Annotated in this window: 10 protein-coding genes and 1 pseudogene; 5 read left to right on the plus strand and 6 right to left on the minus strand. The window is 34.8% G+C overall.

Annotated elements, in window-relative coordinates; translation table 11 throughout:
* Window positions 1-3 precede the first annotated feature (3 nt).
* The gene (locus A8B35_RS18900) at window positions 4-825 is read left to right on the plus strand and encodes a DUF4249 domain-containing protein (protein WP_075603759.1); all 822 of its coding nucleotides are present in this window, start codon (window positions 4-6) and stop codon (window positions 823-825) included.
* Between the two features lies 1 nt (window position 826).
* Here A8B35_RS18900 and A8B35_RS18905 read toward each other — a convergent pair whose 3' ends face one another.
* On the minus strand, window positions 827-1,777 hold the full coding sequence (locus tag A8B35_RS18905) for a helix-turn-helix domain-containing protein (protein ID WP_075603760.1): 951 nt from the start codon (window positions 1,775-1,777) through the stop codon (window positions 827-829).
* 182 nt (window positions 1,778-1,959) lie between these two features.
* Between A8B35_RS18905 and A8B35_RS18910 the strand changes: the two genes are divergently transcribed.
* From A8B35_RS18910 to A8B35_RS18920, 3 genes are all read left to right on the plus strand, one after another.
* The gene (locus tag A8B35_RS18910; RefSeq protein ID WP_075603761.1) at window positions 1,960-2,427 is read left to right on the plus strand and encodes a hypothetical protein; all 468 of its coding nucleotides are present in this window, start codon (window positions 1,960-1,962) and stop codon (window positions 2,425-2,427) included.
* Window positions 2,428-2,925: 498 nt separating this feature from the next.
* Window positions 2,926-6,063 carry a SusC/RagA family TonB-linked outer membrane protein gene (locus A8B35_RS18915; protein WP_083634523.1) on the plus strand — a complete coding sequence of 1,046 codons (3,138 nt, stop codon included), beginning with the start codon at window positions 2,926-2,928 and terminating at the stop codon, window positions 6,061-6,063.
* 81 nt (window positions 6,064-6,144) lie between these two features.
* Window positions 6,145-7,659 (plus strand): RagB/SusD family nutrient uptake outer membrane protein, encoded by a 1,515-nt coding sequence (locus A8B35_RS18920; protein ID WP_075603763.1) that lies wholly within the window; start codon window positions 6,145-6,147, stop codon window positions 7,657-7,659.
* Between the two features lie 76 nt (window positions 7,660-7,735).
* Here the strand turns inward: A8B35_RS18920 and A8B35_RS18925 are convergent, their stop codons facing one another.
* Window positions 7,736-8,845 (minus strand): BamA/TamA family outer membrane protein, encoded by a 1,110-nt coding sequence (locus tag A8B35_RS18925; protein ID WP_075603764.1) that lies wholly within the window; start codon window positions 8,843-8,845, stop codon window positions 7,736-7,738.
* A gap of 135 nt (window positions 8,846-8,980) precedes the next feature.
* Between A8B35_RS18925 and A8B35_RS23930 the strand changes: the two are divergent.
* Window positions 8,981-9,136, plus strand: a pseudogene (locus tag A8B35_RS23930) (DUF4469 domain-containing protein); the annotation flags it as partial.
* A gap of 246 nt (window positions 9,137-9,382) precedes the next feature.
* Here the strand turns inward: A8B35_RS23930 and A8B35_RS18935 are convergent.
* From A8B35_RS18935 to A8B35_RS18950, 4 genes are all read right to left on the minus strand, one after another.
* Window positions 9,383-10,018: a hypothetical protein gene (locus A8B35_RS18935; RefSeq protein WP_075603765.1), complete on the minus strand. Its 636-nt coding sequence runs from the start codon at window positions 10,016-10,018 to the stop codon at window positions 9,383-9,385.
* Between the two features lie 334 nt (window positions 10,019-10,352).
* Window positions 10,353-11,093 (minus strand): energy transducer TonB, encoded by a 741-nt coding sequence (locus A8B35_RS18940; RefSeq protein WP_075603766.1) that lies wholly within the window; start codon window positions 11,091-11,093, stop codon window positions 10,353-10,355.
* 490 nt (window positions 11,094-11,583) lie between these two features.
* Window positions 11,584-12,177, minus strand: a complete 594-nt coding sequence (locus tag A8B35_RS18945) for an alpha-ketoglutarate-dependent dioxygenase AlkB family protein (RefSeq protein ID WP_083634525.1) — start codon at window positions 12,175-12,177, stop codon at window positions 11,584-11,586.
* Between the two features lie 575 nt (window positions 12,178-12,752).
* Window positions 12,753-14,255, minus strand: a complete 1,503-nt coding sequence (locus A8B35_RS18950) for a methyl-accepting chemotaxis protein (RefSeq protein WP_075603768.1) — start codon at window positions 14,253-14,255, stop codon at window positions 12,753-12,755.
* Window positions 14,256-14,957: the final 702 nt, after the last annotated feature.

A 14,957-nucleotide genomic window follows, 5' to 3' on the forward strand; every position in this document is an offset into this window, starting at 1 on the left:
AATATGAAACGAGTATATAATTTTCAGAACTATATTATTGGGCTTCTTTTTATTTGCCTTTTTTCGGCATGTGAAAAAGTGATTCAATTGGATGTGCCTGATGGAGAGGCCAAAATAGTAATTGAAGGAATTATTGTAAACGAGAGTGCTGCTCAAGTAAAGGTTAGTCGCTCATTGCCTTATGATGAAGTCTTAGGAGATCACTTGATTGATGATGCAGTAGTTGTATTATCCACAAGTTATGGTGCTACTGAGCAGTTGAAATTAAAAAGCCCAGGTGTTTATCAAAGCCGCTCTATTCTTGGTTTAGTGGGTGCTAGTTATACCTTATCAGTTACAGTTGACGAGGAAGAGTTTGTTGCCGAAAGTACCATGCCTAGAGTCACTCCAATTGATACCATTTACGCTACTTATGATCCATTTCCTGAAGTATTTGACCGACCTGGAGATTACAAAGTAGACATTGATTTTAGCGATGATGGAGAAATAGAAAACTATTACCGCTTAAAGGGGTATGTAAATAGAGAATTGCTTAATGATGCAGATGCATTTTTGGTGTTTGATGATCAACTATTTAATGGCTTCACGTTTACTATAGGTATGGTGGCCAACAGGTTTAATTTAACAGATACTGTAAATTATCAATTGTTATCAATAGATAAAGATACCTATTCTTATTATACGCAGTTGGGCGATATCATCGGCGGAGGAAGTAGCAGCATCCCTTATAATCCTCAAGGCAACTTTAGTAATGATGCTGTTGGGTATTTCTCAGCTCAGAGTAGTGCCATTTCTTCAATAATTCTAGAAGCAGAAGAGGATTAGATTATTGGCGTAATGATTTTGGGGAGTACCCAAATTGTTTTTTAAAGGCACTGCTTAGGTGATGGATGTGACTAAACCCCAGGTCTATGCTAATTTCTGTAATAGTGCGACTAGAGTATTTGATTTGTCGGTGTGCTTCATCTAATCTATTCTGATTAAAGAATTGTAGTATGGGCATATGAAAAACTTCCTTGAAAGCTCTCTGAAGGCTTGTCTCGCTCATGGCCATACTTTCGCAGAGTTCCTTAATGTTAGGAGATACAGAATAGTTGGATAATAATCGGTTTTTCAAATTAATTATTTTTTCTATTTCACCTTGCTTCTTATTTGAGGATACTCCATATTTTACGTCATCTAATTTAACCCTTAGAATACCCAATATCTCAATTACTCGGGATAAGAATATGCTTCGCCGGAGTGTTTTATTATCCGAAACATCAAAAATAGTTCTTAAAGCATTTTCAATATCTGGGGTTATATTGAAATGCGTAAACCAAGGTTCTGGATTATTAAAGAGTTTCTTTAGTTCAAAATCTTTTTCACTTGCCATTAAATCAAAGCTACTGGCCGGTATGCTTAAGGTAAGCCATCTAACTTTGGTGTTTTTATTTATTGTGAATTCCAGATTTTGTTGATTGTTGTATAATAAAATCTCATTTTGGCTTGTTTGATCATAACCATCCACTTTAGTAGAAACACCCTCCTGAAAAATTCTTAATAAAACCCTGTTTTCAGAGTCGTTATTATTCACCTTAAAAAATACACCATCTTTGGAGTTAATCTCAGCAACAGTCAAATAACAATTTTTAAAATAGCTGTATGAAATTAAGTTAAACTTACCATTCGCATTATCAGCAAGGAGCTCTTCACCATCCCACGAGCCATTTATCTGTTTGCTAAAAATGCTTAATACCCCTGTTAATATGCTTTCTTCGCCTCTAAATAGAATCATGCTACTTCATCATTTTAAACCACAGCCAATATATAATTTTAGCTGTTAAAAGTATTGTTTTGTGTAAGTTTTTAAAGGTTTCTTGTAAGTTTTCCTTTCGTTCAAAATGTAGTTTTGTATAAACAATAACGTAGTGTTAGGCAATAAAATTATTGCGAACAATTAATTTAAATATTTGAATGATGAAGAAAGGAATAATAATATTGAGCATTTTAGTGAGTAGCTTTATGGGTGCAAGAGCTCAATCAACAGATGCTTATTTTGATTTAATTTATAGTGTGCTTAAAACTGAAAAGCGAGCTACAGTAACACAAGTAATGGAGCTAACTGACGAAGAAAAACAGCCGTTTTGGGAGTTGTACGATAAATATGAATTAGAACTCAGTAAATTGCAAAGTGCAAAAATAGAGGCGATTAAACTGTATGATACCAAACACAACGAATTAGATTTAGAAACAGCAGAAGAGATTTGGACTTCAATAATGAATGCGCAAATAAAGATTGCTAAAGTTGAGAAGAAATACTATAAGCAGTTTAAAAAGATACTCCCAACAGAAAAGGCTATTCGCTTTCTCCAAACCGAGAATAAAATTAAAGCCATGTTATCAGCAAAGTTAGCTAACCAAGTCCCATTATTAGAGACTAATTAAGCACTGATATCGTTTATTATCTATTGTTAATTTGTGTAGAGGACTTCTCTTTTGAGAGGTCCTTTTTGCATTTTACTACTTCTGTATATTAATAAAGTGTAATTAAATGTTAAAAATCATGAAAATATTTAACTATCTATAAGTGTTTATTATTCAGGTGGTAAAGTTTGTATCTGTTTATAACTAACGCTGGTGTACATGTGTACAATTACGTATTTACTTGCTTAATAAGAAATCAATTTATATATTAGAAACAGAAATTAACAAATAATAACACATCATTAATGTCAAAATTATACCGTATGCTTATTATTTCTTCATCACATTTCATATTTAAACGGCGCTTTAATATTATCCATTTTATTTTAAATCACATCTTTTTGTGGTAGTTAGGATTACCCTACAAAGTTTTTTTTGTTGACATGTGCAAACGTTTGATTTTATAGAGCATTTGCATTTTTCAATAACTAAATATCTATTAATCTAAAAACAATCTACATGAAAAAATCAAATTTCAAATGGAGGTCACGATCTCTGTTAATGCTATTAGGGCTGTGCTTTTTTGGTATAGCAATGTCTCAAAGCACTACTGTTACAGGAGTGGTTACTGATGCAAACGATGGTTCTATGTTGCCAGGTGTTGCCATTGTAGAGAAAGGAACAACCAATGGAACCATAACTAATATTGATGGAGCTTATTCTATTAAAGTTAGTCAGGGTGCTACTTTAGTATTCAATTTTATCGGCTATACTGATCAAGAAGTTGTGGTAGGATCGTCTACTACTATCAATGCACAGTTAGTTACTGATGCTGTAGATTTGGATGAAATTATTGCTGTTGGTTATGGTAGTGTAAAGAAGAAAGATATTACAGGATCTGTAGGATCTGTTTCATCTGATAAATTACTAGCAGCTCCTATTACATCTTTAGATGCAGGTTTGCAAGGTAAAATTGCAGGGGTTCAGGTTCAACAAACTACAGGTGCTCCCGGTCAAAAAATGAAAATCAGAATTAGAGGGGGCTCATCTATTAATTTTAGTAATGAACCTTTGTATGTAATTGATGGATTTATTGGTGCTGATATTACAACAATTAATCCTAATGACATTGCCTCTATTGATGTATTAAAAGATGCATCAGCTACTGCTATTTACGGTTCTCGTGGAGCTAATGGAGTTGTATTAATTACTACAACTGCCCCTGTTGAAGGTAAAATGGTAGTTAGTTTTGAAGGTAATTTAGGTGTAAGTACTATGGTAAATGAGTATGATTTATTAGCAGCCGGAGAAATGGCTGAATTAATGAATCTTCAAGTAGCACAAAAAGATGCTATTGATGGTACTACTACGTCACCTCAGTTTACAGATGATGAAATTAGTTATTTTAAAAAAAATGGAGGTACTGATTGGGTTGATTTAGTAACACGTAATGGGGTTAAACAAAACTATACCCTGAATATGAATGGTGGTAATGAAAACCTTCGTTATTTCTTTTCTGCCAACTACGTCGATGATCAAGGTGTAATTGACCACTCTTTTTATAAAAGGGGCTCAATTAGATCTAATATATCAGGTAAAGTTTCTAAGTGGATTGATTTTTCATTTAATACTTTCGGTACTTCTACAAGTTCTCAAAATAACGGCCGTCAGCAAAATGGTTTGCAAAATACTATTGGTAGCGCAGTATCTTACCCTCAAGTTTGGGAGCCTTATGATGACAATGGTGAGTTCGTTGATCCAACTACCTATAATTCTCATGGTAGTAGATACCAGCCAGGTAATGATTCTAATCCAATTATTAGGAATATGCAAAACCAGGAAACATCTAATCAAAATATTACTTCAAACTTAGATTTAACATTTAAGTTTACGGATTATTTAAAGTTGATTGTTGGGAACTCAGGAAGTTTTGGAACTGGTTTTCTTGGGGAACGAGATATTATTGATGATATAACTTTTAATAGAGAAACAGCAAGTGCACGTCAAAGATATAATCGTAATACCACATATTTAACAAATCTAAATCTAACGTACGCAAAAGATTTTGGTAAACATAGTGTTAAAGCTTCTGCTATATATGAATTTCAAAAAAGAGTTTGGCGTAATTTAAATGTGAAAACAGCGAATTTAAGTACGTTAACTAATGAGTGGAATTTAATGCAAAATGGTGAACCAACATTGACTGAGTCTGATTATAATATCCGAAAGATTAGATCTTATATGGGGCGTGTTAATTATAGTTATGCTGATAAATATTTATTGACTGCATCTGTGAGAGCTGATGGAATTTCATTATTTCAAGAAGATTACAGGTGGGGTTATTTCCCTTCAGCAGCAGCAGCATGGCGTATTTCTGAAGAAGCTTTTACTGAGGATTTAGATTGGCTACATAATTTAAAACTAAGAGTTGGAGCTGGTGTAACAGGTAATGCAAGTACAGAGCCGTATTATACACAACCTCAATTGATTAACGATGATGTGAGTTATATTTATTGGGTACAAGATGGTATGAATTCTAAAACTGCCGCTATTCCAGGACCACTTGTTGACCCATCATTAGAGTGGGAAAAAAATACTCAGTTAAATGTAGGTCTAGACTTTGGAGTTCTGAATGGTAAGTTATCCGCAGTATTTGATTTGTATACAAAAAACTCTACCGATGTTATATTTCAACAGTCAGTAGCTTCATATCAGGGTTTTTATACTAATGCATATACAAGTAATTTAGGAGAGATAAAAAACCAAGGTTTTGAATTAGGAATCAATTGGGAAATTATGAATAAAAGTGATTTCTCTTGGGATATGAATTTTAATATAGCTCGAAATAAGAATACTGTAGAATCTCTTGATGGGATTCAAGATTTTATATTCTTAGCCGATGAAGATGCAAATGGTATATGGATGGGGCCAGTAAACAATAAATTTATTGTTCAAGAAGGTGAATCAATGGGTACTTTCTATGGCTTAAAATTTGATGGAATTTGGCAGGCTGATGAGGCTGATGAAGCAGCACAATATGGTGCTCATCCAGGAGACCCAAAATATGAGGACATATTAACTGTAGATACTAACGGTGATGGTGTGCCAGATGAAGCAGATGGAGAAATAAATACAGCTGATAGACAAATAATAGGTAACGCAGCTCCTGATTTTACTTATGGTTTTGGTACAACATTAGCATATAAGGGTTTTGATTTAGCTATTCAATGTGTAGGTTCTCAAGGAAATGATATTTTGAACTATTCTCGTAATATTATGGATAGAGAGCTTATTAATCCAGATTATACAAATAGATGGACTACTGAAAATACTGGTTCAACGCAACAATCGATGCCATTGGGTACAGAGTATTCTCGCTCATTTATTACAAGTCAATACATAGAAGATGGCTCATTCTTTAAAATTGCTAATATGACTTTAGGTTATACAGTACCTAGTAACTTTGCTAATAAATTGAAATTGAGTAGCCTAAGATTTTATGTAGGTGCAACAAATTTATTAACTATAACTGGTTATTCAGGTTTAGATCCTGAAGGTTCAAGTTCTGCAGTTGATAGTGATTCTCAAGCAGGAATTGACAATTTCTCATATCCTTTAGTGAGAACTTTTACTGGTGGACTAAAAGTAACTTTTTAAGAGAATTATAGCAGATAATGTTTTACATAAACAGGATTAAAACTGTTGTTTGATAGTTTCTATTCTGAAAAAATATTCAATATGAAGAAAATAAGATTCACAAAATATAGCCTAATATTATTTTTAGGTGCGGTGGTAATGTTTACTGCCTGCGAAGATTTGGATGAAGGAACAAAGGGCTCCATTTCTTCAACTTCCTTTTATGCAGATGAGCAGAGTATGAATACAGGAATTTTAGGTATTTATAGTATTTTACATAGACGAGGATGGGGAGTTGATGTATTAGCAGCATATACCGGAGCTGACGATTTAACTACTCATAGTGGAGGTAATAAATGGGTTTTCTTAGAAGGAGACCAATTCAATCTGTCTGATGGTAACCAACGAACAAATGGTATTTGGGAAGGCTATTATCACGTAATTAATTCATGTAATTCTTTTATTGAGAATGCTAATCCAGTAGATATGGATGAGGCTATAATTAATAAATACAAGGCTAATGCGCATTTTGTAAGGGGGTTGATGTATTTCAGGTTAACTACAATATTTGGTGATATTCCGATGCCTCTTATCGTAGAGCTTGATCCTGATATGAAAAAAACACCTACTGCTGATATAATGACTCAAGTGGTTTCTGATTTTCGATTTGCTGTTCAATGGGCAGAAAATGGAAGAGATGAAGATCCTTCTGTTGCAGACGGTATGGTATCGAAAACCGCAGCAAATGCATTTTTAGCAAAAGCTTTAATGCAGCTTACAGGTTACCCATATAATCAAACAGAGCATTGGGCTGAAGTGAAAACAATTACAGGTAAAATTATGACTGATGGAGTTTATACTTTAATGAACGACTATTCGGCTAATTTTGAGTATAACAGACAGAATAATAGTGAGATTATATGGGCGCATCAATTTTATCGTAACTCTTGGCCTATTAAAACAGAAAGTAGGTGGTATGGTGCCTTTTGGAGAGAATGGATGGATATGTTCCTAGAGTGGAATTATTATAATAATTATCCAGAGGGTTTCCGTAAGAATTATTGTACAACTTCTGAAGGTGATTTATCTGCAGAATATAATCATCCGCTCTTAACCAAACTATTATATGGAACAGAAACGGAAAAGGAAGATGAGTTTGTACATACTTGGCAATCGCACAATGATATGCCAGGAATGCGTTATGCTGAGGTACTTTTAATGTATGCAGAAGCTTGTGCTAATACTGGTGCAGCGTCAGATGGTTATGAGGCGCTGAATATGGTACGTCGTCGTGCTTATGCTCAAAATTCAGCAACACAGGAAGATGTAGCGCTTTTACCTGCTGACTTCTGGAAAACAGCGGATCCTATGGTAGATTACACAACAGCTGAAGGTGACTTTGTTGAGGCTATATTAACGGAGCGTTTATACGAGTTTACTGCTGAGGTAGGTGGTAATAGATGGTTAGATTTGGTTCGCCATGAGAAGGTAGCTGAAGCAAATGCTAATAGAGATTCGAGAGAATTACCTTTAATCGGAGATCCTGCAGACAAAGCTCTTTGGTATGCTAAGATACCGGGTAATGAGGTTATGCTAAATCCTAATTTAGCAGACTAATCAAGAATATTAATCATATTAATGGGAACTCTAATACAGGGTTCCCATTTTTTGTATTGATAAAGTCTATTGAGGTTTATCTTCCAAACGATTCACCAATTCTGAAATACAGACCCCAATCATCCTTTCCTGCAGCAACATCAAATCCCACATTAATTCTTTCGGAAGGAATCATCATATATCTTAGTCCAACACCTGCACCAGGCAGCAAGCTAGTTGAAAATAAATCAGAAGCAGATTCAACGGCACTTGCAAGTCCTGCAAAACCTACCATGCCCCATTTTTTATAGAAGCGCCATCTGTATTCAGCCTGAAGCGCATAAATTTGATTGTTTCTGTACTTACCAGCAGTGTATCCTCTAATGTCATCTTGCCCAACTACACTTTGGCCTTGAAAAGGCACATCACCCGAAGCTATTGAGGTTTTAAATCGGCTTACTATAATATTGCGTTCGTTTTTAATTTGATAGTAATGGTTGTACACCAATTCTATTTTATTAAAATCATTGCCACTATTCAACCATGTTTTATAAATTAAGTTTTTAAACGATACATTAAAGCCACTATACGGATTCATTTGATGATCGCGCAAATCGTAATTTAAAAGGATGCCAATGTTATTCATATTTCTACTATCATACCTAATGCTATCGGGCACAAAATCGGGCAAATCAAAACCTGTTTCAGCCTTTGATAGCGTTCCTTCTACACCAAAGTACAGTTGTTTAAACACCTTTCGCTCAATGCGGGCTAACGCAAATGTTGCATCTGTACTAAAATCAACAAAAGCACCATCGTTAATGGGGAGCTGTTGCCAATATTGAAAATTCATTTGACCAAAACCCGCAGCAACTTTAGCCCTCCACTTATCCTCGTTCCAATATAGATTTTGAAATAAAGCCGTGAAAAAGGTACTATTGGTGGTATAAATACCAAATAGGCCTGTTGATGAGGATGGTGAAATAGTATCCTGTGCATTTAATTTATAAAAAGCCTGTCCTAAGGCCCCAATTAGTGCACCTTGCGAGGCGTTGTAGTTAATAATTGGTATAGCAGCAATTTTTACTTTTTTAGTACTATCATTTTCTGTTTTTGCATAGGTCTCGGGTACCGAAAATAATAATAGTAATATGATTAGGACATATTTAAAGATAATGTTGAGTAGAGCATTAGAGTTATTTACCATATAATTAGCGTTTCAGATTATAATGTTGGGTATTACTGCAATAAAATAAGTTTGTTTAGTACTCATGGGTTTAACGCATAAGCTTATAAGAATGTTTTCTGTAGCAAGTTCTGTAGTTACGACCGCACAAAATGCCAAATTATAAGCAGTAAAAATAAAGAACTCATTATTTTGATTCCAGCCTTGCCTGCTGGCGATTGTGAGTTTGAGCTGGTAACGCAATATTCTAAGGGTAAGATGTTAAAAGAGCCTCGTTCTGAACGTTTTGAAACTGTTTTAAGCGTAGGGTAATATACGTTTTTTGCTTGGCGCAAATTTGCGCCTATACTGTCTACATATTGTCTCCTACTCGTATCAACAATTGTACCACGACTATGCGCAATAATGCAGACAGTATAGAACCACCATATATGTTTAGGAAGAAAGCTCTGGTAGAGCTCTATACGAAAAGTACAAGCGAAGCGCAAGTCCGGATATGTAAGAGGGTCACCGCAAGGCTAGGTGCCTAGCGGCGCTCTACGATTGTAAGCAGTTTTTTCATATGCCTGTTTCGTTTAGAATCTTCCACTTACCTATTCCTTTTTCGACAAATATTAACCTAGGTCGATGTCCGTGTCCTCCTGGGTCAATCTTTGTATAAAGAAAACATCCTTTCTTATAATCTTCTGAAAATGCTACTTTCGAAATTGCAATAAAACCCACATCTCTATATTTATCCTTATTGTCTTTAATAATGGTTCGTAAACCTAAATCGCGATCTTGCGGATATAATTCATACCTTCCAACCACAGACATCTTTTTAAAGTCCATTACCTCCTTCTTTTTAGTTGGGGTAACAAGTGTTGATATTAAAATACTATCGCATAACGAAACTTCTCCATACAAATCTTTCAAGTCAGAAATATCCAAAGGGTGAACATCTAGCGATCTACTTACTTCTAAAAACAAACGTCTCGTTTCAACAGGTCTATTTTTTGAATCAACATATTCTCCCCACAGTTTTCGTTGTGTTATAGAATCGTATTGAAAGATACTATTAAACGGAATGTGATAACTATCTGTTCCTATAACTTCTAGCAAAACATCATCATAAACACTGTATGAATCCTCCTGTTGTTTACAAGCTTGAAATCCTAATACAATTAGGAGAATGATAAATACTTCTTTGTTCATTAAGTTTCCTATAAAAATTATTTAATGCGACTTGACAAATTGCTTACAACGGCCACTTGGATGAACGTGTGGAGATAAAACGATAATCCACTTCCGAAATAAAACCGAGCCAAAGCTTGTTATTTTATTGGTCTCATAGAAGTTAAAACTATGCACTTTAGTGTATCCGTTTTAGCTTCTAAGAATTCTATTGTTGGAGTTGAGTTTTTAAATATGTTTTATCATGCTTAAGAATTTTAGGATGATTTATGCAAAATTCCAAAAATGCTCTGAAGCATAACTTTCAGTTATTCTGTTTCTTAAACCTATGGACTTTCAGTCCATAGTGGTTTAGTTAAAAATTAACTGGTATCGTATAATTTATTTCGCCTAACATAAACCCTTGAAAAGCAGGCTGCATTCTTGGTAAATTTCTAATAATACGTATTGCTTCCTTTTCTAACAAACCATTCTCATTAGGTGTTGTATTTTTTACTTTTGATGCCTTAGGATTAATAATAAATCCACTAGAATCCACTACAAAACTCACATAAACTCGACCTTTACAATTTTCAACATTATCATATTCAAATATTTTACGTATGCTTTTTTGTACTCCTGTTTCTCCTCCATAATGACTTGGCAGAATAAAGGTATAACTTCTTAACCAATCTTTGATTTCCTTACTAAACTCATTTCCTTCATTATCTAAATAAGCTATTTTTTTCATACCACTTATACCTTTTCCTTCAAGTGCTACGATCAACCCTTCAATACTTTTTGATCCTTTCTGTGCACTAAAACTAGCTGCATTCGAATTTGGTTGTGGTCTAATTTCGATAATTGTTTTCTTTCCTTTTCTTATATATATATTGCCGTCTAATTCATCATCTACAAACTCACATTCAACATAGGATCTACTTATCGGTGCTCGATTGTCATTTAATGAATAAATTTTCCATATCCCTTGCTTTAATCCACTATCGTCTATGTAGTTAATTATCTCTCCTTGAAAGTTTATTGGATTTTGAGAAAATGATTCAGGTGAGACAAAGATTAGAATACTCACTATTAACATTAATACTCTTGTTTTCATAACATTACTGATTATTGTTTCCTTGGATTTATATTAGCCACAACTAAGATGTATCTCATCAAATGTGTAATTACATCTTTATGGTTACTATTTTTATACTCCACGAAAATATAAAAATTAATGGTTTATGTTTATTATGTTATCCTAGTATTTACAGTTTTGTACCTAATCTGAAGTATTTTATCATTGTACATTAGCTTATCACTTAACCTAGAGTAGTAATTGACGGCATAATAATAGCCGTATGAATTGAGAGGCTCATGTATGGGTTCTGTGAGAGGGGTAGGGGGAAAATTCCCCTGGCTTACTTGATTGTGTGTACGTGCATTAATCTAACATGGCTTTAATTCCCCGAGGCTTACCTTGTTCTTCAAACCATCATATTAGATGTATGAAGGTTTGAAATAAGTTTACAATTGGATCAAAAGCTTTTATCTCTATATTGCTGTGCTGTGAATGAAGCCTCTGGGCTTGCCCAGAGGTGGTTCGCTTATAATATCCTTCTAAAAGTAAGGTTCACACAGGGTGTTACTTTCTTTTTCGATTTGGCTACTTGGTGTACCCAAAAGTGCTGTAATTCGCCACGGGTTATTAATATGCTTCCGTGTGTTAGGTTAATATCAAAGCTGCCTTTTTTATCTCTGTGGCGGAACTGAAATTTACGTGTGGCACCCAAATTCACATATACATTAGTGGGGTTTTCACCCAGCTCGTTAGCGGCATCGGTTTGCCAGTAGGTTGAATCGGCTTCGTTACGAAACTGATTTAACAATACGCTATTAAAATCGATATCAATCACTGAAGCGATGCGCTCTTTTATCGATAAAATACTATCGCTTAAGGCTTGTGGATGGCGCGTTTCACCATTATAGGAGTAGCTTTTATTTACATCGCCACATCGGGCCGATAGCTTAGGGGCAATGGTTTCTTTGCCATACATGGTTTTCGATTCTTGCTTCCACTCAATTTCCTCAAGCAGATTTTTCAATAATTCGTTGCCCTCAATTTTTGTAAAAAACTTTGGTATATAAAGGTATTCTCCGTTATTGATGCTTACCCACTTTTCTGATTTTTCAGCTTCCATTAGTTGTTGCTTTATTATGCAATGAGCCGCAAAGGTACAAAAGCAATTTGTTTTGCCACTATAATTATTTGCGCCTGGGTAAGGCTTTTTATACCAAAAACACCATAAAATGATTGATATAAATTATTTCTATTGAATTTCAACTTCGTTATAAAATATCAATGTAGCTATGGCTATACTTCTATTTTGCTGATGGCTAATTTAATATTGGATCTTTTATTTTTAGGGGGTTGTTTTTAAGCGTCACGTTATATGGCCTCTTTACAAAAAGCTTTTGTTTTATTTAAAGCTTTAGTAAGATTGGCTAGCTAAGAGCTGTGCTCTTAGATCCGCCAACCGCACTTAAGCTTTAAATAAATAAGAAAGTTATTTGTAAAGTAGCCTTGAATTTCTTTGCTTCCGTTTCTTGCTTCAAGGTATCGGGACGATTAAGAATTGAGTATTCTTAATTGTTTCAGGATGAAGTCGGGCCTACCTGCCGATAGGCAGGTTTGGGTTGAAAACCCAATACGTAATATTATTTAGGACAATATTGATACAATTTAATTATCAATCAAATAATAATGCCTTTGGTATTAGAGTTTAAAAAAGTGCGTAATCTCTTCTAACTCTTTGGCCTCAAATGCCATTTGCTCGGCACTACCTGCTATCTCTTCTGCTGAAGCCGCTGTTTGTTGGGTAATCATACTAAGTTGTTGAATTGCCGAGTTCACCTGATCTACACCCGTAGTTTGTTCCTGACTAGAAGTAGAAATCTCTTCAACTAAGTTTGAGGTTTCTAACACATTAGGGATAATAGAAACCAATTGATCGTTCGATTCGATGCTTAAAGCACTTCCTTCGTTGGCAATTTCAATAATTTCTTTAGCCGTTTGTTGACTGCGTTCTGCTAATTTGCGCACTTCTGCTGCCACTACTGAGAAACCGCGACCTTGCTCACCAGCACGTGCCGCTTCAACAGAAGCATTTAGCGCTAATATGTTGGTTTGTTCGGCTATACCTGATATAGCTACTATTTTTTGATTGATATTTTCTACCGCACTTAGGCTTTTTTCAGATGCCGATTTTACCGCAGTAATTGATTGTGACGATTGCCTCGCGAATTCTTGTGTTTTTAGGGCATTCATATTATTCTGCGATATGTTTGAACCCATTTCTTCCATCGATGAAGATACCTCCTCGGTGGATGCAGCTTGCTGATTGGCTCCTTGCGAAATTTGTTGAATTCCGCTATTAACTGCCTGACTTGCTTTGGAAATATTATCGGCACCACTTCTAATATTGCCAATGATGCGTTTAAGCTCAATGGTCATTTGTGCAAGAGAATTCATTGCACCAACTCTATTTTCAGGTAATTGAAAGTCTAGCTCACCTTTTGCAATTTTAGTGGCAATATACTCCACCTCAGTTGGCTCTCCACCTAGTTGTTTGGTAATGGAACGAATAATGATGCGAGAAACCACAATGGATACAATAAATGCGATAACAACTAAAATAACCGAGCTGTATTTGGTTTCGTTAAATACAATATCAGACTCCTTTCTGATGGTATCCGCCTTATTTAATTGCATGCTAATTAAATCGCCAATTATTGCGGTATAAGGGTCAATGGTTTGGTATAAATCTTCTTTTATCAGTAAATCTAGGTCCTTAATATTGGCTTCAGATTCTCCCTTTTTGAGTATATCTAGAAGCTTAAAGTAAGTGCGCTTTGATATTTTACGTTGCGCAATAGCTTTATCGCACAATTCTTTTTCAACACCATATTTAGGTATCTCCATATAGGCGTTCCAATTGTCAGTAACCACAATTGTAGCCTTGTCCATTTCTTTTACAGCCACTTCCCAAGTCATTAAGCCATGCAATACCTTATGCGAAATATCTACCACATTAATGGCGTAGGTGTCTGATACTTTTTTTAAGTTTTGTAGCGGCTCAATGCGTTGAAAGTACATATTGTTAACGCCTTCATTAACCTTGCCGAGGTCGAAAATTCCTTTAGCACCTAGTATTAAGGTAATTAATAATATACCGGCAATTAAACCATTTAGTTTGGTGTTTATTTTTACTGTATTCATAAATAGATTGAAGATTGCATGAGGTCATAATGAAGCCCCAATAATAATATATTAATATTGTTTAGGCTATGTGGAGTTTTCTATTTAACCTTCCTTAACTTATTGTTTGTGGGGTATGCATGCCTATTAAGGGGTGTGCTTTAATAGAATAGGTGTAATTAATGTGGGTTGATTTTATTTAGAGGGGGTATGCTGGAGAAATAGTATTGATCGGGGGTGTTTGGGTTAATTCTGATTGAGGACTTATGGCTAGACTGCTTCACCCCAATGTATGTTTACTTGATTGTTCTCTTTAATAAGGTATAGAGGCTTTTACCATTAAAAGCTTGCTTCCATTTACCAATTTCAATTTTCTGATCCCCAACTTCAAATAAAATAAGCTCTTTTTGATAATAATAGTTTCTACTATTTCACTCTCCTAAATCATCGATTTAGTGTTTCCATAAATATAATAATCCTTATAAAAAGCTTCGTTTTTTACCTTTTCAAACTAGTTTGCCTACATCGCTAAACTCACTAATTTATTTTTATAATACAGCATCTTATAATAGGTTAGCATGGCTTTAATGTATAGAAGTTGTTTAAAGTCGTGCTGCAAAACTGCGAGTAACATCTTGATTTCATTGACTTCTGCTAATTTTTATTCCGTAGCTAAGGCTATGCAATAAAAATTGAGCCTTGCCACTGAAAACCAATATGTCT

This window comes from Saccharicrinis aurantiacus, from assembly GCF_001660705.2.
GTDB lineage: Bacteria > Bacteroidota > Bacteroidia > Bacteroidales > Marinilabiliaceae > Saccharicrinis > Saccharicrinis aurantiacus.

Coding starts and splice junctions, on each gene's coding strand:
- A8B35_RS18945 (WP_083634525.1), bottom strand. CDS start 12,177: ATGGAAGCTGAAAAATCAGAAAAGTGGGTAAGCATCAATAACGGAGAA.
- A8B35_RS18925 (WP_075603764.1), bottom strand. CDS start 8,845: ATGGTAAATAACTCTAATGCTCTACTCAACATTATCTTTAAATATGTC.
- A8B35_RS18920 (WP_075603763.1), top strand. CDS start 6,145: ATGAAGAAAATAAGATTCACAAAATATAGCCTAATATTATTTTTAGGT.
- A8B35_RS18950 (WP_075603768.1), bottom strand. CDS start 14,255: ATGAATACAGTAAAAATAAACACCAAACTAAATGGTTTAATTGCCGGT.
- A8B35_RS18905 (WP_075603760.1), bottom strand. CDS start 1,777: ATGATTCTATTTAGAGGCGAAGAAAGCATATTAACAGGGGTATTAAGC.
- A8B35_RS18910 (WP_075603761.1), top strand. CDS start 1,960: ATGAAGAAAGGAATAATAATATTGAGCATTTTAGTGAGTAGCTTTATG.
- A8B35_RS18940 (WP_075603766.1), bottom strand. CDS start 11,093: ATGAAAACAAGAGTATTAATGTTAATAGTGAGTATTCTAATCTTTGTC.
- A8B35_RS18915 (WP_083634523.1), top strand. CDS start 2,926: ATGAAAAAATCAAATTTCAAATGGAGGTCACGATCTCTGTTAATGCTA.
- A8B35_RS18935 (WP_075603765.1), bottom strand. CDS start 10,018: ATGAACAAAGAAGTATTTATCATTCTCCTAATTGTATTAGGATTTCAA.
- A8B35_RS18900 (WP_075603759.1), top strand. CDS start 4: ATGAAACGAGTATATAATTTTCAGAACTATATTATTGGGCTTCTTTTT.